The organism is Ruegeria sp. BI12 (genome assembly GCF_056537985.1).
On sequence record NZ_JBQFSL010000001.1, the window covers coordinates 2,164,804 to 2,187,178 of the forward strand.

General features: G+C 58.0%; 21 protein-coding genes. 9 read left to right on the plus strand and 12 right to left on the minus strand.

Annotated elements, in window-relative coordinates:
• Positions 1-38: 38 nt before the first annotated feature.
• Positions 39-710: an HAD-IA family hydrolase gene (locus ACR0AK_RS10955; RefSeq protein WP_480793318.1), complete on the minus strand. Its 672-nt coding sequence runs from the start codon at positions 708-710 to the stop codon at positions 39-41.
• A 133-nt stretch (positions 711-843) separates the two neighbouring features.
• Between ACR0AK_RS10955 and glmU the strand changes: the two genes are divergently transcribed.
• Genes glmU through ACR0AK_RS10975 form a run of 4 tightly spaced genes read left to right on the plus strand, consistent with a single transcriptional unit; the run spans position 844 to position 5,266 of the window.
• Positions 844-2,199 carry a bifunctional UDP-N-acetylglucosamine diphosphorylase/glucosamine-1-phosphate N-acetyltransferase GlmU gene (glmU, locus tag ACR0AK_RS10960; protein ID WP_480793319.1) on the plus strand — a complete coding sequence of 452 codons (1,356 nt, stop codon included), beginning with the start codon at positions 844-846 and terminating at the stop codon, positions 2,197-2,199.
• Between the two features lie 3 nt (positions 2,200-2,202).
• Positions 2,203-4,026, plus strand: coding sequence for a glutamine--fructose-6-phosphate transaminase (isomerizing) (glmS, locus tag ACR0AK_RS10965; RefSeq protein ID WP_480793320.1), 1,824 nt, complete (start codon positions 2,203-2,205; stop codon positions 4,024-4,026).
• A 3-nt stretch (positions 4,027-4,029) separates the two neighbouring features.
• The gene (locus ACR0AK_RS10970) at positions 4,030-4,572 is read left to right on the plus strand and encodes a pyridoxamine 5'-phosphate oxidase family protein (RefSeq protein WP_170558515.1); all 543 of its coding nucleotides are present in this window, start codon (positions 4,030-4,032) and stop codon (positions 4,570-4,572) included.
• A 7-nt stretch (positions 4,573-4,579) separates the two neighbouring features.
• Positions 4,580-5,266, plus strand: a complete 687-nt coding sequence (locus ACR0AK_RS10975) for a DNA alkylation repair protein (RefSeq protein WP_480793321.1) — start codon at positions 4,580-4,582, stop codon at positions 5,264-5,266.
• Here ACR0AK_RS10975 and ACR0AK_RS10980 read toward each other — a convergent pair.
• On the minus strand, positions 5,254-5,670 hold the full coding sequence (locus ACR0AK_RS10980) for a hypothetical protein (protein ID WP_480793322.1): 417 nt from the start codon (positions 5,668-5,670) through the stop codon (positions 5,254-5,256). The genes ACR0AK_RS10975 and ACR0AK_RS10980 overlap by 13 nt on opposite strands.
• 90 nt (positions 5,671-5,760) lie before the next feature.
• On the opposite strand from ACR0AK_RS10980, the gene moaA reads away from it, so the two are divergent.
• Positions 5,761-6,768: a GTP 3',8-cyclase MoaA gene (gene moaA, locus ACR0AK_RS10985; RefSeq protein ID WP_480793323.1), complete on the plus strand. Its 1,008-nt coding sequence runs from the start codon at positions 5,761-5,763 to the stop codon at positions 6,766-6,768.
• Position 6,769: 1 nt separating this feature from the next.
• On the plus strand, positions 6,770-8,068 hold the full coding sequence (locus ACR0AK_RS10990) for a 3-deoxy-D-manno-octulosonic acid transferase (RefSeq protein ID WP_480793324.1): 1,299 nt from the start codon (positions 6,770-6,772) through the stop codon (positions 8,066-8,068).
• A gap of 80 nt (positions 8,069-8,148) precedes the next feature.
• Here ACR0AK_RS10990 and ACR0AK_RS10995 read toward each other — a convergent pair whose 3' ends face one another.
• The 7 genes from ACR0AK_RS10995 to ACR0AK_RS11025 form a co-directional block, all read right to left on the minus strand.
• On the minus strand, positions 8,149-9,312 hold the full coding sequence (locus ACR0AK_RS10995; protein WP_480793325.1) for a M20 aminoacylase family protein: 1,164 nt from the start codon (positions 9,310-9,312) through the stop codon (positions 8,149-8,151).
• A 48-nt stretch (positions 9,313-9,360) separates the two neighbouring features.
• Complete coding sequence (locus tag ACR0AK_RS11000) at positions 9,361-10,503, minus strand: MFS transporter (protein WP_480793326.1); 1,143 nt, start codon at positions 10,501-10,503, stop codon at positions 9,361-9,363.
• Between the two features lie 70 nt (positions 10,504-10,573).
• On the minus strand, positions 10,574-11,851 hold the full coding sequence (locus ACR0AK_RS11005; protein WP_480793327.1) for a DUF3422 family protein: 1,278 nt from the start codon (positions 11,849-11,851) through the stop codon (positions 10,574-10,576).
• 107 nt (positions 11,852-11,958) lie between these two features.
• The gene (locus tag ACR0AK_RS11010; protein WP_170558526.1) at positions 11,959-12,315 is read right to left on the minus strand and encodes a VOC family protein; all 357 of its coding nucleotides are present in this window, start codon (positions 12,313-12,315) and stop codon (positions 11,959-11,961) included.
• Positions 12,316-12,470: 155 nt separating this feature from the next.
• Positions 12,471-13,925, minus strand: coding sequence for an NAD(P)(+) transhydrogenase (Re/Si-specific) subunit beta (locus ACR0AK_RS11015; RefSeq protein ID WP_480793328.1), 1,455 nt, complete (start codon positions 13,923-13,925; stop codon positions 12,471-12,473).
• 13 nt (positions 13,926-13,938) lie between these two features.
• A complete protein-coding gene (locus tag ACR0AK_RS11020) occupies positions 13,939-15,510 on the minus strand; it encodes a Re/Si-specific NAD(P)(+) transhydrogenase subunit alpha (RefSeq protein ID WP_480793329.1) in 1,572 nt (523 codons plus the stop codon).
• Positions 15,511-15,637: 127 nt separating this feature from the next.
• Complete coding sequence (locus tag ACR0AK_RS11025) at positions 15,638-16,087, minus strand: methyltransferase family protein (RefSeq protein WP_170558529.1); 450 nt, start codon at positions 16,085-16,087, stop codon at positions 15,638-15,640.
• Between the two features lie 218 nt (positions 16,088-16,305).
• Between ACR0AK_RS11025 and kynU the strand changes: the two genes are divergently transcribed.
• Positions 16,306-17,499: a kynureninase gene (gene kynU, locus ACR0AK_RS11030; RefSeq protein ID WP_480793330.1), complete on the plus strand. Its 1,194-nt coding sequence runs from the start codon at positions 16,306-16,308 to the stop codon at positions 17,497-17,499.
• Here the strand turns inward: kynU and ACR0AK_RS11035 are convergent.
• Positions 17,492-18,070 (minus strand): TetR/AcrR family transcriptional regulator, encoded by a 579-nt coding sequence (locus ACR0AK_RS11035; protein ID WP_480793331.1) that lies wholly within the window; start codon positions 18,068-18,070, stop codon positions 17,492-17,494. The genes kynU and ACR0AK_RS11035 overlap by 8 nt on opposite strands.
• 99 nt (positions 18,071-18,169) lie before the next feature.
• On the opposite strand from ACR0AK_RS11035, the gene ACR0AK_RS11040 reads away from it, so the two are divergent.
• Positions 18,170-18,634, plus strand: coding sequence for a (2Fe-2S)-binding protein (locus ACR0AK_RS11040; RefSeq protein WP_480793332.1), 465 nt, complete (start codon positions 18,170-18,172; stop codon positions 18,632-18,634).
• A 3-nt stretch (positions 18,635-18,637) separates the two neighbouring features.
• Positions 18,638-20,878 (plus strand): xanthine dehydrogenase family protein molybdopterin-binding subunit, encoded by a 2,241-nt coding sequence (locus tag ACR0AK_RS11045; protein WP_480793333.1) that lies wholly within the window; start codon positions 18,638-18,640, stop codon positions 20,876-20,878.
• 46 nt (positions 20,879-20,924) lie between these two features.
• Here ACR0AK_RS11045 and ACR0AK_RS11050 read toward each other — a convergent pair whose 3' ends face one another.
• Complete coding sequence (locus ACR0AK_RS11050) at positions 20,925-21,704, minus strand: gamma-glutamyl-gamma-aminobutyrate hydrolase family protein (protein ID WP_480793334.1); 780 nt, start codon at positions 21,702-21,704, stop codon at positions 20,925-20,927.
• A gap of 223 nt (positions 21,705-21,927) precedes the next feature.
• Positions 21,928-22,353, minus strand: a complete 426-nt coding sequence (locus tag ACR0AK_RS11055) for a GlcG/HbpS family heme-binding protein (protein WP_170558541.1) — start codon at positions 22,351-22,353, stop codon at positions 21,928-21,930.
• Between the last annotated feature and the right edge of the window lie 22 nt (positions 22,354-22,375).

A 22,375-nucleotide genomic window follows, 5' to 3' on the forward strand; every position in this document is an offset into this window, starting at 1 on the left:
AGGTTGTTCTGATCCTGCAATTGGCCCGGGTCAAGGGATTAAGCTGCCACGCCGATCAACCGAGGCACCAGGCCCGTCAGATCGTCGAAGTGATGCAGCAAAGCTTCAGGCTCAAGCGCAGCCATGTCATCTCCGGAAGGACCGAACGTGACCAAAACCGAAGGCACACCTGCAGCCCGGGCCGTATTCCGGTCGGTATCTGAGTCGCCGATAAGGACGCACAAGTCAGGATCGCCCCCCGCCCGACGGGCCGCTTCACGTAAAGGTTCCGGATCAGGCTTGCGCACCGGCAAGGTATCCGCGCCGACCAGTGAAGCGAACTGTTCACGCACACCCAGCTGTGTCAGCAACTGATGTGCCAGGGCCTCGGGCTTGTTGGTACAAATTCCGACGCCATAGCCGGCCGACCTCAGCCCCTCAACCGCTTCCAACGCACCGGGATAGAACTGCGTGTGCGTGTCAATATCCTCGGCGTACGCTTCAAGCAGCATAGGGTAGTAGGCCTGAACTGTTTTGTCGTCAAAAGCGCCCACACGTTTCAATCCGTGGGTCAGCATCATCCGGCCACCGCGCAGGGCAACACCTGCATCTTCCCCGTGAACCAAAACATCGCCATGCCCCATGTGCCGAAAACAGTGGTTGGCTGCTGCCAGCAAGTCGCCCGAAGTATCGGCCAAAGTCCCGTCCAGATCGAAGATTACCGTGCGCATATTGCCTCCCAATTCGGCGAGTCTTCGCCATAAGTGTTGCAAACGGCAATCTTGTTTGATCCCCGAACCGCTTGCGCCTTTGAACTCAGCGGATAAAACGGGCCGCAACAAAACACAAAGAGAAATCGATTTTATGGCCACCGCCCTTGTTATCCTTGCCGCCGGAAAAGGCACCAGGATGAATTCGGATACCCCAAAAGTATTGCACCCGATTGCCCAGACACCGATGTTGGTTCACGCTATGCGCGCTGGCGCAGTACTGGCGCCCGAACGCACTGTCATCGTCACTGGTCACGGTTCCGAGGCTGTTGCCAAAGCCGCCACCGCCGAGGATGAAACCGCACAGGTCGTTGTTCAGGAAGAACAGTTGGGAACGGCACATGCTGTCGCGCAGGCGCGGGATGCGCTGGCCGATTTCGACGGTGATGTAATCGTCCTTTATGGCGACACCCCCTTTATCGACCCCAAAACGCTGGAGCGTATGATCGAAGCTCGCGCCTCTTTTGACCTGGTCATGCTGGGTTTCGATATTGCCGAAGTTCAGCCCCGCTATGGCCGGTTGATAATGGATGGCGATAAGCTGGTCGAAATTGTCGAATACAAGGACGCAACCGAAGAACAGCGCGCCATTCGCTTTACCAATAGCGGTTTGGTGGCCTGCAACGCAAAACTGCTGTTCGAATTGATTGACGAGGTTAGCAATGAAAATGCGTCGGGCGAGTACTACCTGACTGAAATCGCGGCACTGGCGAACGCACGCGGTCTGTCGGCAACAGCGATAAAATGCGATGAGGCCGAAACGCTGGGCGTGGACTCTCGCGCCGATCTGGCTGCGGCGGATGCCGAATTTCAGGTTCGTGCACGTGATGAATTGCTGGCATTGGGCGTGACGTTGATGGCCCCTGATACGGTTTACCTGTCCGCCGATACAATAATTGGCCGGGATACTGTGATTGAACCAAACGTCGTCTTCGGCCCCGGCGTAACCGTAGAAAGCGGCGCGACGATCCGCGCGTTCTCACATCTGGAAGGCTGCCATGTTAGCCGCGGTGCCATCGTTGGCCCTTATGCCCGCCTGCGCCCCGGTACAGAACTGGCTGAAAACACCCGTATCGGCAATTTCGTTGAGACCAAGAATGCCCAAATCGCTGAAGGCGCTAAGGTCAACCACCTCAGCTATGTCGGCGACGCCTCGGTTGGGGCGGCGACCAATATCGGCGCAGGGACGATCACCTGTAACTATGACGGCGTGATGAAGCACCAGACGACCATCGGTGAGAACGTCTTTATCGGTTCCAACACTATGCTAGTTGCTCCCGTTTCTGTCGGTGACGGCGCGATGACCGCGACAGGCACTGTCGTCACGCGGGATGTAGAACCCGACGCGCTGGCCGTGGCACGCGCCAAGCAGGACAACAAGCCCGGGTATGCGCGCAAATTGTTTGAGATGTTGAAGGCGAAGAAGGCTCGCCGCGACAAAGGAGCCTGATTTATGTGTGGAATTGTGGGTGTACTCGGTGAGCATGAGGCCGCGCCAACTTTGGTCGAGGCGCTAAAACGCCTTGAGTATCGTGGCTATGACAGCGCCGGGATTGCGACCGTAAACAGTGGCACGCTTGGGCGGCGTCGGGCGGTCGGCAAGCTGGTCAACCTGAGCGACTTGCTGGTGCACAACCCCTTACCCGGAAAATCCGGCATTGGTCATACCCGCTGGGCTACCCATGGCGCGCCGTCGGTGGCCAACGCACACCCACACCAGGCTGGCCCCGTAGCCGTGGTGCATAACGGCATCATCGAAAACTATCGCGAGCTACGTTCAGAACTGGCCGAGCATGGCATCAGTTTCACAACCGAGACTGACACGGAAACAGTGGCGCTATTGACGGCGCATTACCTTGAGACTGGTCTGTCACCGGTCGAGGCCGCCTTCAAAACCATCGACCGCCTTGTCGGCGCGTTTGCGTTGGCTTTTCTGTTCGATGGTCAGGACGACCTGATTGTCGCGGCCCGTAAGGGATCCCCATTGGCAATCGGTCACGGCGATGGTGAGATGTACGTTGGGTCCGACGCCATCGCTCTGGCCCCGCTGACCAATCGCATCACCTATCTTGAAGAAGGCGACCGCGCGGTTCTGACCCGAACCTCTCTGGAAATCCGCAATGAAGCCGGTGAACTGGCCAACCGTGAAACCCGCCAGATCAATCTGGACCACACCCAAACCGAAAAGAACGGCCACAAACACTTCATGGCCAAGGAAATTGCCGAACAGCCCGTGGTAATTGCCGACGCGATCCGGGCCTATCTGCCCAGCGGCGGAGATCAGGTTGTCCTTCCTGATGCCGATCTGGATTTCACCAAGTTGGATCGATTGACCATGGTGGCTTGTGGCACGGCGTTTTATGCCTGCCTGACCGCAAAATACTGGTTCGAGCAGCTGGCCCAAATGCCGGTCGAGGTCGATATTGCCAGCGAGTTCCGCTATCGCGAACCTCCGATCAGTGACCGCACAGCCGCGTTATTCGTCAGTCAGTCAGGTGAGACCGCCGACACTCTGGCCGCGTTGCGGTACTGCGAAGGCAAGGCGGACAAGATCGTCTCGGTCGTTAACGTCCCCGAAAGTTCGATCGCGCGTGAAAGCGATATCGCCCTACCCATCCACGCAGGCGTTGAGATCGGCGTCGCCTCGACCAAAGCCTTTACCTGCCAACTTAGCGTGTTGCTGATGTTGGCACTCAAGGCGGCTGCGGATCGCGGCACACTGACAGACGAAGAACTGGCCGACCATTATGCCGCTCTCCGCGGACTGCCGACGGTGTTGAATGCGGCGCTGGACCAGAACCCCGCCATCAAGACATCCGCCCAGCGCCTGTCCGAAGCGCGCGATGTTCTGTTTCTGGGTCGCGGCCTGATGTATCCGCTGGCGATGGAAGGCGCGCTGAAACTCAAGGAAATCAGTTATATCCACGCCGAAGGTTATGCGTCGGGCGAACTGAAGCACGGACCAATCGCCCTGATCGACAAGAATATGCCTGTGGTGGTCATGGCGCCTCGGGACACGATATTCGACAAGACCGTATCGAACATGCAAGAGGTGATGGCGCGCAAGGGTAAGGTCATTCTTGTTTCGGACGACGATGGTATTGCCGAGGCCGAAGATGGCGTCTGGAGCATCATCAGGATGCCGTATGTCCACCCCAGCCTGGCCCCAATCCTGTACTCGGTGCCCGCGCAACTGTTGGCGTATCATACGGCTGTGGCCAAAGGCACAGATGTGGACCAGCCGCGCAATCTGGCAAAATCGGTTACGGTGGAGTGAGACATGGCCAAGCAATTTCCGGAACTAGACGACGCGCAGCGTAAATTCATCGAAGAACAACATATGTTCTTCGTTGGCACTGCGGCACCTGATGGGCGGGTCAATATCTCGCCCAAGGGAATGGATTCGCTGCGCGTTCTTGGTCCGAACCGGATTGCCTGGATGAACCTGACCGGCAGCGGCAACGAAACGGCCGGTCATCTGCTGGAAGCCAACCGCATGACGCTGATGTGGTGTTCGTTCACGACACGGCCGCTGATCCTGCGAACCTATGGAACTGCGCGCACGCTGCACGTGGGCGATGCGGGTTGGAACGAACTTGCTGACTTGTTCCCCGATCACCGCAGCGCGCGTCAGATCTATGATCTGGATATCGAAGTGGTTCAAACTTCTTGCGGCTACGCGGTGCCGTTTATGGAATACCAGTCCGAACGTGACACGATGCAGAAATGGGTCGATGGCAAGTCTGACGAACAGATCCAGTCCTACTGGGTGGAAAAGAACCATCAGACCATTGACGGAAAGCCCACCCGACCGCGGAACTGACAAAGTTATGCTTGAAAACTACCTTGACCAACTCAAGGCCCACGCGGACCCTAAGCGCGCCGAACAGATGGCGGCTTATCATAAAGTCGATCGCCCCCATTTGGGCGTGGCGAACCCGATCCTGAATGACCTGACCAAAACCTGGCGACAAGGGTTGGACGTGGCAGAGCGCGTGGAACTGGCAGATGCGCTGTGGCAAACCAATATTCACGAAGGACGTCTTGCCGCAGCCAAACTGCTGACGCAAGCGCGCATCCGACCAGATGATGCCGTTTGGGACCTACTGCAAAGCTGGCTGCCCGATTTTGATGCCTGGGCAGTAGCAGACCACGCGTGCATGGCCATGCAAAAGCGCTTGTCTGCCGACCCAACGCGACTGGATCAGGTAGAAAGCTGGACAACTTCAGACCACATGTGGACGCGGCGCGCAGCGCTGGTGGCCACCCTGCCCTGGACCAAACAAAACCACCCCAAACCGGACGACCTGCAACGCCGAGACCGCATTCTGAGTTGGGCTGCAGGCTACGTACCCGATCGCGACTGGTTCATTCAAAAGTCTGTTGCGTGGTGGCTGCGCGAGCTGTCCAAGCACGACCCGGACCGCGTTATTGCCTTTCTGAACGCACATGGCGATGCGATGAAACCGTTCGCACGAAAAGAGGCTGGCAAGTATCTAAAAGGTCAGTTGGAATAAACTTCCAATTCTACTAATTCATCAAATGGCAACAGCAGTGCCCGCATCGCATCCAGCGATAGACGGCTACCGCCTCCGGCTGGCCCAGATGCCGGAATCAGCGTGATATAGGCCTGTGCACCCGTTCGCGGCACAACTACGCGTCCCGTAAACTCGGTCTCCACCAACGAAGTTTCGAGCCAACGACCGGGTGTTGTGGGGTCTCCCAAACCAGCAATTGTGGTTTTCGGACCGACCCAACCCGCGGCGGCAACCGCGACAGGCTGCGGCTCGACCACCTCTTCTACAACGGCGGGTTCTGCTTCTTCTGGGGGCTTGTCGCCGCCAAAGACACGATCAGTGGTGGACCGCACGGTGTCACATCCCGCCACCAGAACACAAATAGCCAAAAGCGTATATCTCATACAGCAAATCTATCGCCCTGCACGCATCTGTTCCAGCGCAAAGCGCAGTTCGCCCTTGTCGGAGGGCGGTTGCAGCTTTACCTATGTCGCATGACAGCTCCGCTTATCGACCCGTTTGCCCGCGCCATCACCTATCTCCGCGTCTCCGTCACGGATCGCTGCGATTTCCGCTGTGTCTATTGCATGTCCGAGGACATGACGTTTCTGCCAAAGAAAGACCTGTTGACGTTGGAAGAGCTGGACCGCATGTGCTCGACCTTTGTGAACATGGGCGTGGAAAAGCTGCGCATCACTGGCGGTGAGCCGCTGGTACGCCGCAACATCATGACATTCTTCAATTCGATGACCCGTCATCTGGAAAGCGGCGCGCTTAAAGAGCTGACGCTGACGACCAACGGCTCGCAGTTGCATCGCTTTGCCGATGATCTCTATGCTGCCGGCGTGCGCCGGGTGAACGTGTCGCTAGACACGCTGGACGAAGACAAGTTCGCCAAAGTCACCCGCTGGGGTCGTCTGAAACAGGTGTTGAACGGGATCGACGCCGCGCAGAAGGCGGGCCTGCGGATCAAAATCAACGCAGTCGCGCTGAAAGGGTTCAACGAACTTGAACTGCCCAAGATCACTGAATGGTGCGCCGAGCGTGACATGGACCTGACCTGGATCGAGGTCATGCCGATGGGCGATATCGGCAACGAAGACCGCTTGGATCAGTACTGGTCTCTCAAGGATGTGCGCAAGGAGTATGAGAAACACTATTCCGTAACCGATCTGGCAGAACGGACCGGCGGACCAGCGCGCTATGTGCGGCTTGAGGATACCGGCCAGAAAATCGGATTTATCACTCCGCTGTCACATAATTTCTGCGAAAGCTGCAACCGCGTGCGCCTGACTTGCACTGGTGAGCTTTACATGTGCCTAGGGCAGGAAGATATGGCCGATCTGCGCGCACCGCTGCGCGACTATCCTGACAGCGACGAACAGCTGGAAGAAGCGATCAGATCAGCAATCAACCTTAAACCCAAAGGGCATGATTTCGACTATTCGCGTCAGGCCGTCGACGGCCAGATGAGCCGCCACATGAGCCACACAGGCGGCTAAAATGCCAGACATCTCTGACCGGCCCACGCTGCTGTACCACTTGTATTGCGGCCTGACTTCTGTTGCGGCCCCCTTGGCATGGCGCACGGTGCGCAACAAGCTGCAGGCGGCAGGCGTCCCTAAAGTGCGTCAGCAGGAACGCCTTGGTCACGCGACGCAAGCCCGCCCGAAAGGGCAGCTGATATGGTTTCATGCGGCCAGTGTGGGTGAGACTCTGTCGGTCATCAGCCTAATCAAACGTTTGGGTGAGCGCCTGCCCAATACAGAGTTTCTGATCACCTCCGGAACGCCAACCTCGGCCGCGCTGATCGAAAAGCGGATGCCGCCGCGCGCGCGCCATCAATACCCGCCATTGGACACAGCCGGAGCTGTACAGCGTTTTCTGGACCATTGGCAGCCGGACGCCGGTGTCTTTGTCGAAAGCGAGATTTGGCCACGCCTGATCGTCGAAGCATCCCGGCGGAACGTTCCGCTGGCGCTGCTCAATGCGCGCCTGTCGGATCGCTCGGTCGAGGGATGGAAAAAGCGGCGCCAAACCGCGCGGTTCATTCTGGACCATTTCACGCTGTTCCTGACCCAGAATGATAAAACTGCGACAAATCTTATCGACATGGGCGCACGGCCCGACCGTGTGCAACTAGGCACCAACCTCAAAGCCATGTCAGACCCGCTGCCAGTAGATCAGGCCGCGCTGGACGACATCCGCACCCAAATCGGCGAGCGCCCAGTCTGGATTGCCAGCTCGACCCATGCGGGCGAGGAGGAAACGGTTCTGGCAGCCCATGCCCAACTGATGCAACGCTGGCCCGATCTGCTGCTCTTGTTGATCCCACGCCACCCCGAGCGACGGTCAGAAGTTGCAGGTCTGCTAGAAAAGGCAGGGCAGTCCGCTGCTTTCCGCACCAAAGGTGACAAGATCACAACGCAGACTCAAGTTTACGTCGCCGACACTCTGGGCGAAACCGGCACCTGGTACGCGTTGTGTCCTATCGTGTTCCTGGGTGGCTCGCTCAAGGAAATCGGCGGCCACAATCCGTTCGAGCCTGCTCAGGCCGGTGCCGCCGTGATTACTGGCCCCGGTTACTACAACTTCGCGGAAACCTATGCGCCACTGATCGAAAGCGGTGGCGCGACTGAGGTCAATTCTGCCTCGCAACTCGCAGAGATCGTTGCGAATTGGGTGTCAGATGACGAAGCGCTGAACGAAGCCCGAGCTGGCGCAAAATCCTGCGTAAACACCCAGAAGTCCGCATTGGACGGTGTGATCGACACCTTGTGTGAAACGTTGGACCTCACCTGACGTCACGCGGGCGCAAATTCATCTGGTAAAAATTCTCCGGGAAACGCGAGGGGCCTGCCCCTCGCTTCTCTACGCCGCCGTCAGGCCGCGGGCATACGTTGTTCCACGATCCCGGCCCACCAGCTGCATCCAGCCGGAATAGCCTCGTCGTTAAAATTGTATTCAGGATGATGCACAGCTGCCGTGTCGCCATTCCCAACCAGAATGTACGCTCCGGGCCGTTCTTCCAGCATAAAGGCAAAATCCTCGCCGCCCATGATCAGAGGCGCTTCGTCACAGTTTCCGGACACTGACCGCGCAACATCTGCAGCAAAATCCGTCTGCTCATCACTGTTCACCATCACCGGATAGCCCCGGTAGTAGGTCACATCCGCTTCACCTCCAAAAGTCGCTGCAACGCCGCCACAGATCTCTTGAATGCGCTTTTCGGCCAGGTCGCGCATTTCCTTACTCATGGTGCGTACAGTCCCTTTGATCTTCACCGTCTGAGGGATCACGTTGAATGCGTTTGAAGACGTCTCAAAAGACGTGACCGAAACCACGATACGGTCAATCGGATCGGCGTTCCGAGAAGCAATGGTCTGCAACGCCAATACGGCCTGAGCGGCCATCACCGTCGTATCGACCGTTTCATGCGGCTTGGCGGCGTGCCCCCCCTTGCCTTCAAAGGTGATATCAAACTGGTCCGTCGCCGCAAAAAAGGCGCCGGGTCGAATGGCAAAGCTGCCCACCGGGCGACCCGGCCAATTGTGCATGCCATAGACTTCCTGGATGCCCCAGCGGTCCATCATCCCGTCTTCACACATCTCGCGCCCACCGCCGCCACCTTCCTCGGCAGGTTGGAAGATCACGACTACGGTGCCATCAAAGTTCCGCGTCTCTGACAGGTATTTCGCGGCCCCAAGCAGCATCGCCGTATGCCCGTCATGGCCGCAGGCATGCATCGCGCCATCGGTTTTTGACGCATAATCCAAGCCCGTCGCCTCATGGATCGGCAGCGCATCCATGTCAGCCCGCAACCCGATCACTTTGCCGCCTGTATCCGCCTTGCCCTTGATCACCCCTACAACACCGGTGCGGCCGATGCCTGTCACAACCTCGTCACAGCCGAATTCCCGCAGCCTATCGGCGACCAACGCACTGGTGCGATGGGTGTCGAAAAGTATTTCGGGGTTCTCATGAATATCGCGCCGCCATTCGGTGATTTCACCCTGCAACTCGGCGAACCGGTTTTTGATCGGCATGTTGTTCTCCTATCTGTTGGTTTTCCGGCCTGCTGTTCTGTTTTGGCTTCATTCTGTTTCAACAGGTCGCAGCGCGCCCGCCAACAAGACAATAAAAACGGCCAGTGGCAGCAGCGCCGTGAATGCTAGGCGTAATGTAAGCATCTCTGCGAGAAACCCAATAAGCGGCGGGCCAATCAATAAGCCTCCGTATCCCAGCGTCGCGACGCTTGCGATCGCCTGCCCCGGTGGCACGTTGGGATCACTGGCCGCCCGGCTGAAGGCCAGCGGCATAATGACAGCATACCCGATCCCCATCATAGCGAAGCCTCCCAAAGCCAGACCCGCCTCGGCGGCTGAAACAACGCAGAACACGCCCAACGCAGCGCAAGCCCCGCCAAAGCGCGCCGTTGCAACTGGCCCGAAGCGGGCGATGACAAACCCGCCTGCCAATCGGAACGCCACCATCGCGACTGAGAACACTGCGTAACCAAGGGCCGCAACGCTTTCGGCGGCGTCTGTCACGTCTCGCAGGAAAATCGCACTCCAATCAGCGACTGCTCCTTCCCCCAACGCACCGCACAGAGCGGTGAAGCCAACAAGGACCAAAGCGCCTGAGGGCAAAGCAAAAACCTTGCCCTCGGACACGGCTGAGCGACGCGAGGTCCACCGGACCCACGACGAGGCCAATGCCAGCACGACAACGAGCCCGCCAGCCAGCAGAAAATGCTGGATGACCGTCAGCCCCATCTGCACCGCTGCAAACCCGCTGAGCGCCCCCAGCCCTGCCCCAAGGCTCCACATCGCGTGGAAGGACGACATAACGGGTTTCTTGTAAGCCTGCTCCACTTCCGCTGCCCAGGCGTTCATCGCCACGTCCATCGAGCCATGGAAAGCGCCGAATATGAACAAAAAGGCCGCAAGCGACCAGAAGCTGCCCGCGAGGGCCAGAAGTATCAGAGAAAACGTATATAGAACAGCTATGTACCGCGTCAGGGCCACCGCTCCAAACCGGTCGGTTAGCCGGCCCGTGATCGGAAAAGAACACACTGCGCCGGCAGCCATGAACAACAAGCCGTATCCTAACGCCTCATGCGTCAGCTCCAACTTGTCCCGGATCGCCGGAATTCGCGACGCCCAGATGCCGAACAATGCGCCATTCAATATGAACATGGCGGCTACAGCCCGCCACGCAGCCACGATTCCAATCACGAAGGATTCCTCGACCCAAGTGCCAAACGCGTTTGTTGTACAGTGCACGGCCCTTCAGGAAAACACGGATTTACGCCAGCCGTTTCCGAATCCTGCGAACGGCAAACCAAACAGCCAGAACAACCGGAATCGTTACTGCAGCCGTCAGCATCCCCTTACTGATCCCGGCACTCGTCAGCGGATAAAGCAAGTAACTGACCAGGGACACAGCGTAGTAGCTGATCGCAACTACAGAGAGACCCTCGACCGTGTGCTGCAAGCGTAAGGCCAGATCTGAGCGGCGATCCATGCTTTCCAGCAATGCCTGATTCTGGGCGCTGCGTTCGACATCCACACGCGTTCGCAGCAATTCCCCCGCGCGAATGGCCCGATCCGACAGGGCTTGCAAACGGCGCTCGGTGGATTTGACGGTCCGGATCGCCGGATCATATCGGCGCATCATAAAGTCCGCAAAGTTCTGTCCGCCTTCAAAACGCTCTTCGCGCAGAACCTCGATCCGCTGGTTTACGATGGCCTCATAGGCGCCGGTGGCTCCAAATCGGAAGGAACACTGCGCGGCTAGAGTCTCCAGCTCGATAGAGGTAGACAGCAAATCCTGTAGCAGCTCATCCGGCTGGGCTGAATTGCCGGTCATCTGCCCCATCAGCTGTGTTAGTTTTTCATCCAGTTTCCCGATGCGCGGCATCAGCTGTTTGACACGTGCGAAACCCAGCATGGACATCGCCTTGTAGGTTTCAATCTCGCAAAGCCGCTGGACAATCCGTCCAGTCCTGCGCCGTCCGGTGTCTTTTGCAACAAACAGCGCAAACCGCATATGCCCCGCCGGATCGATACGAAAATCGCTGGCACAAACAGCTGCATCATCCAGCACCCGAGCGACAGCCAGGCTTTCCGGTTCGAACCAATCCAGCAGCTTGGTTTTGATGACCTCATCGCCTTCACGTTCGACAACACGCACCATGGCCGACGTGACCCTCTGGCCGGGGCTGGCCATTAACCAGTCGGGTGGAAAAACTTCGAAATCAGCTGGGTTGAACGCACGGTCGCTGACGTTCTGAGCAATGGCCGTATAGGTCACGAACTCGGTATGTTGCTCCCACTTCAACCAGTGGCGGCCGATCTGTCCCGCATAGTGTGTAGCGTCCGGCTGCGGGTGCTGAGCACCGTGGCGGTCGAGAAGGTCGATCAGGTGCTCCAGATCCTCACGCCGATCCCGAGCGACAGCCGCAACCGGTTTCTTGATCGCCAGAAAGACCACTGTGCAAGGCATCGCCGCCACCGGAAACGGCCGGGCGTGCAGCTCATTGGCCAGCGCATAGCGCAGCGGATGATCATCAATCGGCGTCATTTCGGGCTCCGTTTCCTCCGAGGCACTATACGACACCGTCAAATTACATCAATTCTCTTTTTATTTCATATACTTACAAGGATACTACGGTATACAAACCCGCTATCTCATTGATTTGGTTGCCACAGCTCGATCGGATTGCCCTCGGGGTCGTGAATTCGGGCGAACTTGCCGACCTCGCTGTCCCAGTCAGCGTTGGTTTCAACCTTGATCCCGGCGGCCTCAAGCTGCGCGGTCATAGCAGCCAGATCATCGACACGAAAATTGATCATCCATTGTTGTTCGGCCCGCCCAAAGTACTCTGTGTCCTGCGCAAACGGGGCAAAGACCGTATAGCCTTCGCGCTGTTTCCATGGTTCCGGGACGTAGTGATTTACACCCAGATGCTTTTCATACCACGCACTGAGCGCTTCGGGGTCTTTGGCCCGAAAAAACACGCCTCCTATGCCGTTAACTTTTTGCATCACCAACCTCCTGCCACAGCACAACTCGGCTCAGTTTATCACACTCCGCCTGCGTCATCTGGGCAAGCTACCCTGATGGCGGGCAATGCTTCTTGTTCAATGAAAAAGAAAAGGGCGCCTTCCGGCGCCCTTTGCACTTTGCTTAAAGCTCCAGATCAGTCGATCATCGGCAGTAATTTGTCGAGGCTCGCCTTGGCATCGCCGTAGAACATGCGCGTGTTCTCCTTGAAGAACAGTGGGTTTTCGATGCCCGAATACCCGGTACCCTGACCGCGTTTGGACACGAAGACCTGCTTGGCCTTCCAGCATTCCAGCACCGGCATGCCAGCGATAGGGCTGTTGGGATCTTCCTGCGCCGCAGGGTTCACGATGTCGTTCGAGCCAATCACGATTGCAACATCCGTTTCGGGGAAGTCATCGTTGATCTCGTCCATCTCCAGCACGATGTCATACGGTACCTTCGCTTCAGCCAGCAGGACGTTCATGTGCCCCGGCAGACGACCTGCAACGGGGTGGATTGCAAAGCGCACATTCTTGCCCTTGGCGCGCAGCTTGCGAACCAGTTCCGATACAGACTGCTGTGCTTGTGCGACGGCCATGCCGTAACCCGGGATGATGATGACACTGTCTGCATCGTTCAGGGCTGCGGCCACGCCGTCGGCCTCGATAGCGATCTGCTCGCCTTCAACGGCCATCTGCTCGCCCTGCGGGCCACCAAAGCCGCCCAGGATTACGCTGACAAAGTGACGGTTCATCGCTTTACACATGATGTAGGACAGGATCGCACCGGACGAGCCCACCAGCGCACCAACCACAATCAGCAGGTCGTTGCCCAACGAGAAGCCGATCGCCGCCGCGGCCCAACCCGAATACGAGTTCAGCATCGACACAACCACCGGCATGTCGGCACCGCCGATGCCCATAATCAGGTGATAGCCAATGAACAGCGCGGCCAGCGTCATCAGGAACAGCGGGAAGAAGCCGCCGGTCGAAGTGTACCAGATCAGGCAGATCAGCGAGAGACCTGCAGCCGCCGCATTTAGCGCATGACCGCCCGGCAACTTGGTCGCCGCCGATGTGACCTTGCCGGCCAGCTTGCCATAGGCCACGACTGACCCGGTAAATGTGATCGCACCGATGAAGATGCCCAGGAACAGTTCGACGTGCAGGATTGCCAGCTCAGCCGAGGTTTTCTTGGCAATCAGCTTGGCGAATGCACCCAGATCAGAAAGGTCCGCTTCTTTTGCGCTGTCGGCAATGGCCATGACCTGGGCCACGTTGCCAATCTCAAAATGCGCGTTGAAGCCGACGAACACAGCCGCCAGACCAACCAGCGAGTGCATCGCAGCTACCAACTGCGGCATCTCGGTCATCTGCACGCGTTGTGCGACGTACTGACCGATCAGGCCACCGCCCGCGATCAGCAGCAGCGACAGCAGCCACAGACCCGAACCGGGACCAACCAGCGTGGCAAAAACCGCCAGCGCCATACCGACGATGCCATACCAGACCGCGCGCTTGGCGCTTTCCTGGTTCGACAGACCGCCGAGCGAAAGGATGAACAGAACAGCCGCAACAACGTAGGCGGCAGTAGTGAAGCCATAATCCATGTGCCCGGCCTCCTTAAGATTTCTGGAACATGGCAAGCATGCGCCGGGTTACGAGGAAGCCGCCGAAGATGTTGATCCCGGCCATGAAGACAGACAGCGCCGCCAGCAGAATAACCAGGAATGACCCCGATCCAATCTGCATCAAGGCCCCAACAATGATGATCGACGAGATCGCGTTGGTGATCGCCATCAGCGGTGTGTGCAGGCTGTGCGCGACGCCCCAGATCACCTGGAAGCCCACGAAGATGGCCAGCACAAAGACGATGAAGTGCTGCATAAAGCTGGCCGGAGCGATCAGCCCCACCAGCAGCATCAGCGCGCCGCCAACACCCAGCAGGGTGAACTGCTGCTTGGTCTGCGCCTTGAAGGCCGCGATCTCCTGCGCCTTTTTCTCTTCCGGGGTCAGTTCCTTGACTTCCGGTTTCTTCTGCGCCGCAATCGCCTGCACCTTGGGCGGTGGTGGCGGGAATGTGATGTCGCCTTCAAATGTCACGGTCGCACCGCGGATCACGTCATCTTCCATGTCGTGATTGATCTGGCCGTCCTTTTCAGGTGTCAGGTCGGTCATCATGTGACGGATGTTGGTCGCGTACAGCGACGATGATTGCGCCGCCATCCGGCTGGGGAAATCGGTATAGCCGATGATGGTCACGCCATTGTCGGTCACAATCTTCTCATCCGCGACGGTCAGCTTGCAGTTGCCGCCTTTTTCCGCCGCGAGGTCAACAATGACCGAGCCCGGTTTCATCGCCTCGACCATGTCCTTGGTCCAAAGCTCGGGCGCTTCGCGGTTCGGGATCAGCGCCGTGGTGATCACGATGTCCATTTCCGGAGCAAGCTCGCGGAACTTGGCTAACTGCGCCTCGCGGAACTCGTCCGACTGCACGCTGGCATATCCACCGGTGGCCGCGCCGTCCTGCTGATCGTCTTCAAAGTCCAGATAGACGAACTCGGCCCCCATCGATTCTACCTGTTCGGCCACTTCTGGGCGCACGTCGAACGCATAGGTGATCGCACCAAGCGAGGTGGAGGTACCAATAGCAGCCAGACCAGCCACCCCAGCACCCACAATCAGCACCTTGGCTGGCGGAACCTTACCAGCGGCAGTCACTTGGCCGGTGAAGAAACGGCCGAAATTATTGCCTGCTTCGATAACCGCGCGATAACCGGCGATATTGGCCATAGACGACAGTGCGTCCATTTTCTGCGCGCGCGAAATCCGCGGCACCATTTCCATGGCGATGACATTGGCGCCCTTGGATTTGGCGGCTTCCATCCCCTCTTCATTACCCGCAGGGTTGAAAAAGGAAATCAACGTCTTGCCCTTGGTCAAACGCTTAAGCTCGGCCTCGTTAGGTTGACGTACCTTGGCAACAATGTCGGCCTGTTTCCACAACGATGCAGCCGTTTTGACGACCTCAACTCCCGCTGCCTCATACGACGCATCAGAAAACCCGGCCGCAGCGCCCGCACCCTTCTCAATCAGACACTCATAGCCCAACTTCTGAAGCTGCAACGCCGACTCAGGCGTCATCCCAACACGGTTCTCACCGTCATAAGTCTCTTTCGGTGTGCCTATCTTCACTGGCAGTCCCCCTAATTTTCACTCTGACCGAGCGGGTGGTCGGTATTGTTTGTTAAGCAAAGGTGTATCCTGCGCAACATTATTTCGCAAGCGCAGCATTATTACGTTGTGTCATTACCACATCACCTCACATCCATCGGCGGGTTTGGCGTTCATATCGGGCAAAGTCGGCGCGAAAAGTTCTGCGCATTCTGTCCTCTTCAGGCACTATGAAACGACGCTCCAGAAGCCATACGAATATTGGAATCAGAACCAATGACGCTATGGCATCAAATCGTAGGATCAGGCCGGACAGGATGAGCACATCGCCCACGTATATGGGGTTTCGGCTACGTTTGAAGATTCCTGACTGCACCAGCGATGTAGGCGTTTCATGCGGGATGATTGTGGTGCGATGACGGCGAAATTCGGCGGCCGCCAGAACGATCATGATGACACCGCCACCGATCAGCACACCGCTGAGCAAATCAACAAACCCATTGTCGAGAGACAACCCCATGGGCATATGCCGCGCCTGCAGCCATGCAACCACAGCAAAGCCCAGCAGCCACACCGGTGGGATGTCGATTTTTTGCATGTCAGGCAGTCTTTCGTATCCGGGCAGGGCAAAATGTCGCTTTTGCCCGATGACCTACCGCTTTTTGCCGGGAATAGCAAAATCACAGTTGGTCGCAGCCGCGCAATCTGCGCGCGGATAGACTCGGTTGCGGTGAAGCTCTTCGATGATGGACAGCTGCATTTGGATCAGATAGCCATTTTGCATCTACACTTGCACAACATAGTCACAGGATCACGATGACCGACTTTGCCGCGACCAAAGCCATGTTCGATCTTCCTCAAGGTGTCGTTTATCTGGACGGCAACTCGCTTGGGCCGCTGCCCCGAACGGCCGGAGATCGGGTTAATGACATGATGGTTCAGAAATGGGGGCAGATGCTTATCACCGGCTGGAACAAGGCCGGGTGGATGGCATTGCCGACTGGCTTGGGTGATCGTGTCGGGCGGCTGATTGGCGCTGAACCCGGCAGTGTCGTTACCGGCGACACTCTGTCGATCAAAGTCTATCAGGCCGTCGCCTCGGCGCTGGAACTGTGCCCGGATCGCAAGGTCGTTCTGTCAGACAGCGGTAATTTCCCGTCCGATCTATATATGGTGGATGGCCTGCTGCGCTCGCTCGGGCCGGAATATGAATTGCGCGTTGTAGCGCCAGAGGATGTCGCGGCCAATGTGACCGAAGATGTCGCCGTTCTGATGCTGACCGAGGTAGATTATCGCTCGGGCCGGATGCATGACATGAAGGCACTGACGGAACTGGCCCATGCAAACGGCACAGTTACGGTTTGGGACCTGGCTCATTCAGCTGGTGCAATTCCCGTCGATCTGGCGGGGTGTAATGCAGATTTCGCGGTTGGCTGTACCTATAAATACCTGAATGGCGGCCCCGGAGCGCCCGCATTCATCTATGTCTCCCCGCGTCTGACGGATCAGGTACGCCCCGCATTGTCTGGGTGGTTGGGCCACGAAGCGCCTTTTGCCTTTGATCTGGATTACCGCGCCGGAAATGGCATCGAGAGAATGCGCGTCGGAACCCCTCCTATCCTTCAGATGACTGCCTTGTCGGCTGCGATGGACATTTGGGATATGGCCGACATACGAGACGTCCGAGCCAAGTCAACTGAGCTAACAGAGCTGTTCATCAAACGTGTCGAAGCCACCTGCCCCGACCTGCAACTGGCAAGCCCGCGCAATCCCGCCCAGCGCGGCAGTCAAGTGTCTTTCCGATTTGCCGATGGCTATGCCGCTATGCAGGCCCTGATTGCGCGCGGCGTGATCGGGGACTTCCGGGCGCCTGACATCATGCGGTTTGGCTTTACGCCGCTATACATAGATGAACAGGATGTGGAAAACGCGGCCGAGATCCTGACAGATATCATGCAGAACCGGCTATGGGACGCGCCAGAATACAAGGTGCGCCAGCATGTTACCTGACCTCTAATCCAGCTCCTATCAGTGCGGCAAACTGGGCAACACGGGTTTCGTATTCCTCTGCGCCAATGGCGCTTGCCTTCAGCCCCTTAAGAGTAGCCGTTATTGTTTTGCCCGTCTCGTCGGCATCCGCCAGTAATCTGACGCGCCCGGCTTTATGTTCGCGTGTCAACCACTCGGAATACAGGCGGGCCAGTTCAGCCTCGCCTTGCGAAATGATGTCTGACGACATGGACTTGGTCGCATCCAGCATTTCAAGTCCGTGGGGCGATGCAAGGATCATTGCCATACCCTCGGTTTGGGCTTGAACGGCATCCTTAAACACGTCCGAAACCGAACCCGACACAGTCAGAGCCGCAGCGACGGCGGCGATCTTCTCGGCATAGTAATGCTCGGTCAGGCTGGTGACGATCGCTTCTTTGTTCTTGAAATGCAGATAAACGGCCGGTCGGGACATCCTCGCGCCCCGCGCTATGTCATCCATTGAGGTCTTTCGGAATCCATAGGTGGCGAAGGCCTGAAAGGCTGAGTTCAGGATCGCCTGCTGCCGTGAATCTTCTGCTGTATCTGCCATTCTTAAACTCGTGACATTTTCTGTTCATTTTGTCAATTGACATACTGACATTTTTCACCAATTATGTCAGAAACCAGCCACAGCTACGAGAGGTGCGCCATGGCGACCGACTTGAAGATCAACGGAAACCAACACCAAATCGACCTTCCCGATGACGTACCCCTTCTTTGGGTTCTGCGTGATGAAGTCGGACTGACGGGCACCAAATTCGGCTGCGGCGTTGCTGCCTGCGGGGCATGCACAGTGCACATTGATGGCGAAGCTGTTCGGTCATGCCAGGTGGCGCTGTCAGATGTCTGGGGGGATGTTACCACGATTGAAGGGATCGGCACGCCGGACGCGATGGCTGCAATTCAACAGGCCTGGGTGGATCATCAGGTAGCGCAATGTGGTTACTGCCAGTCAGGCCAGATCATGCAGGCTGCCGCTCTGTTGGCAGAAAACCCTGCACCTTCAGACACGGAAATCGATGATGCCATGCAAGGCAACCTGTGTCGCTGTGGCACCTACCCCCGCATCCGCGCAGCTATCCACGACGCTGCATCCAAGCTGAAGGAGGCATAAACGATGGCATCCGTTGGAAAAATCCTCCGTCGTACTTTCTTGATCGGCTCAGCAGCGATTGTCGGGGGCGTGGCCTTTGGCGCTTACTACGTCAGCCGTCCGGCCGCCAATCCGCTGAAACCAGCAGAGGGCGAAACCGCACTCAGCCCCTTTGTTCTAATCGACCAGCAAGGCGTCACTCTATTCGCGCCGCGAGCCGAGATGGGACAGGGCGTGATGACCACATGGGCGGCATTGATCGCCGAAGAGCTGGACGTGGAGTTGGACCAGATCCGTGTTCTGCATGGGCCAGCCGCTGCGGCCTACTATAACTCGGCACTTGTTGGTGAGGGGTTGCCGAACAAGGGCTATGACATCTCTGACTTCCAGCACAATCTCGGTGAGGCTCTGGGCGTTCTTGGCCGAACGCTGAGCTTGCAGGTCACTGGCGGGTCGACTTCGATGAAGGACGGGTTCGAACGTATGCGCGAGGCGGGAGCAACCGCACGCGAAACGTTGAAGCAGGCAGCAGCCGATCGGCTGGGCGTGGATCGTTCAGAACTGAAAACTCAAAACGGCGCGGTGATTGCGCCTGATGGAACTCGCATTCCGTACACCGAACTGGCGGAAGCCGCGGGTCAGATCGAACCTCCGCAGGTCGAGCTGCGTGATCCGTCCAACTGGCGTTTGCTCGGGCAGAACCTGCCGCGCGTCGATGTGGTCGGCAAATCAACCGGAACAGCCGAATTCGGTATTGATGTGCGCCCCGAGGGTCTGAAATTTGCCTCGGTCCGCATCAATCCCAAACTGGGCGGCGAGATGAAGGGCTTTGATGCCAGCGCAGCCGAGCAGATGTCGGGCGTGGAAAAGGTGGTTGATTTGGGTAATGGCGTGGCTGTGGTTGCCAGCAACACGTGGCTGGCCATCCAGGCGGTCGAGGCAATTGACGTGGACTGGGGCGATGCGCCCTACCCACCGGAAACCGACGCTGTATTTGCAGAAATCGCAAAGGCTTTCGACGCGTCACCCAATTCGACAATGCGTGATGATGGGGATGTGGACACCCTGCCCGACGGTGCCACCGAGGTCACGGCTGAATACACGGTGCCCTATCTGGCCCACGCAACAATGGAGCCGATGAACGCCACCGCGCTTTTTACTGGCTCGGCGCTGGAGTTGTGGTGCGGCAACCAGGCACCGACACTTATTCAGATACGCGCGGCCAATACCGCCAATCTGGATAAAGAGGCCGTTCAGGTCCACACCACTTATCTGGGTGGAGGTTTTGGTCGCCGGGGCGAGCTGGATTTTGGCGAGATCGCGACAAAGGTCGCAATGGCCATGCCCGGCGTCCCCGTCCAGACCACCTGGAGCCGTGAAGAGGATATGCGCCACGACTATTATCGCCCTGGCGCGATGGCCCGCATGCGCGGCGCAGTGAAAGACGGTCAGGCCGTTCTGATTGACGGCAAGGTCGCAGCTCAATCCTGCACACAACAGGCAGTCCAGCGCTATACGGGCATACCGGGCGGAGGCCCCGACAAGGTTTTGGTCGAAGGGTTCTTTAACCAACCTTACGCGGTGCCAAACTACCGCATGAGCGGGCACATCGCAGATCTGGATATTCCGGTCGGTTTCTGGCGCTCGGTCGGGAACAGCCACAATGGCTTCTTCCACGAGACCTTCATGGATGAGATGGCCCATGCCGCAGGACGAGATCCGCTGGAGTTTCGCTTGGAGCTGGCCAAAGCCGAACACGCGCCATCTGCAGGTTGCCTGCAAGCTGTGAAAGAGATGTCAGGTTGGACCGGAGAAACCCCTGATGGTGTCGGGCGCGGTGTGGCGATGACCTACAGCTTTGGCACGCCTGTTGCACAGGTGATTGAGGTCGTCGACGAGGATGGCACCATCCGCATCGCCAAGGCCTGGATCGCCTGTGACGTCGGACTGGCCCTGGACCCCGGCACGGTCGAGGCGCAGATGTTCGGCGGCATGATCTATGGCCTGTCGGCGGCGGTTATGGGTGAGATCACATTTTCGGACGGTGAAGTCGAACAGTACAATTTCCCCGATTACGACGCCCTGCGGATGCACACCGCTCCTGTGACAGAGGTAAAGATACTGGAAACCAACCACCATTTGGGTGGCGTGGGCGAACCGGGGACGCCTCCGTCCATGCCCGCGCTTGGCAATGCCCTGTTTGACCTGACGGGTGAGCGCGCGCGCACCCTGCCTTTGATCAATCAGTTCAATCTGCTGGTTTGATCGCGCTGCGTCGGTCCGGACCCTCTCTCCCGGATCGGCGCAGGAGTTACGCGGATTGTTGAACCAACGCCTTATCCGATCCGGTTGCCCAAGCGTGCACGGCAGCACCGAACGCCTGGAACAAAGGGCGTGACACAGGGTCATTTTCCGCGTCCCATTCCGGGTGCCATTGGACGGACAACGTAAATCCGGGAGCGTCCTTGATGTAGATCGCCTCGGGCGTTCCGTCAGGAGCGTGACCATCAATCACGACCCGGTGCCCAACTGTCTTGATGCCCTGCCCGTGCAAGGTGTTCGTCATCACTTCGGTGGCGCCCATCAGGCGGTGGAATATCCCCCCCTCGTTCAGCGCAACAACATGACGCAAAGCGAATTTCTCTTCCAATGTGCCGTCGGGCGGCATCCGGTGGTTCATGCGCCCCGGCAGTTCGCGGATCTCAGGATACAGGGTGCCGCCCATCGCCACGTTGACTTCCTGAAACCCTCGGCAGATGCCAAAAAAGGGCTGGCCGCGTTCCACACAAGCCCGCACCAGCGGCAATGTGATCGCGTCGCGCGCCCGGTCAAATTCACCATGGGCCTCGGTTGCGGGCTCGCCGTATTCTTCAGGGTGGACATTCGGGCGCCCACCCGTCAGCAGAAATCCGTCACAGACCTCGAGCAGCTCATCAACCGAGACATAGCGCGGATCAGCCGGGATCAACAGCGGCAGACAGTCCGACACATTCGCAACCGCGTCCGAGTTCATCGTCCCACCGGCATGGGTCGGATATTGATCATTCATCAAATACGAATTGCCGATGATACCGACGACGGGTCGAGACATGCTGCGTTCCTGCGTTTCTTGTTTACTTTCAAAAACTATCGGCTGTGAGAACAGCGCGCAATAGCACAGGCTCTGCGTGTCAGCGCAAGTTCTTGTTCAGTCGTGCACAAGTTAGAATTCGAAAGCGCTGTGTCTGGCACTTTGGCCATTGCACGTTTTCAGGACTTACACGAACGCCAGCAAGGGCTGGAGAGCCGAACGGGCTCTCCAGTAATCACGTGGTTCAGATCTCGCCAATCAAGCCAGCGATTTCGATCCCAGCCAATGCGGCGGCAGCGTCATTGTCGGATGTATCGCCGGTCACGCCGACCGCGCCGATCACTGCGCCCTTTTTGTCGCGCAGCAACACACCGCCCGGAACCGGGACAACCTGGCCGCCGTAAACGCCATTCACAGCCGCCATGAAATATGCCTGCGCCTCTGCCCGTTGCATCTGTGCCGTGCCCGCCATGCCAAGCATCACCGCGCCATAGGCCTTGCCATGCGCGATCGCAAACCGACCAGGGGCAGCGGCATCTTCGCGTTCGAACGCAATAACATGACCGCCTGCATCCAGAACGACGACGGAAAGGGGTTTCAACTCCATCTCGCGCCCCTTCTCAAGGGTCTTGCGGATGATGGTGCGGGCTTTGCGGAGGGAAACTGCCATTTCGTGTCCTATCGTTCCTTAT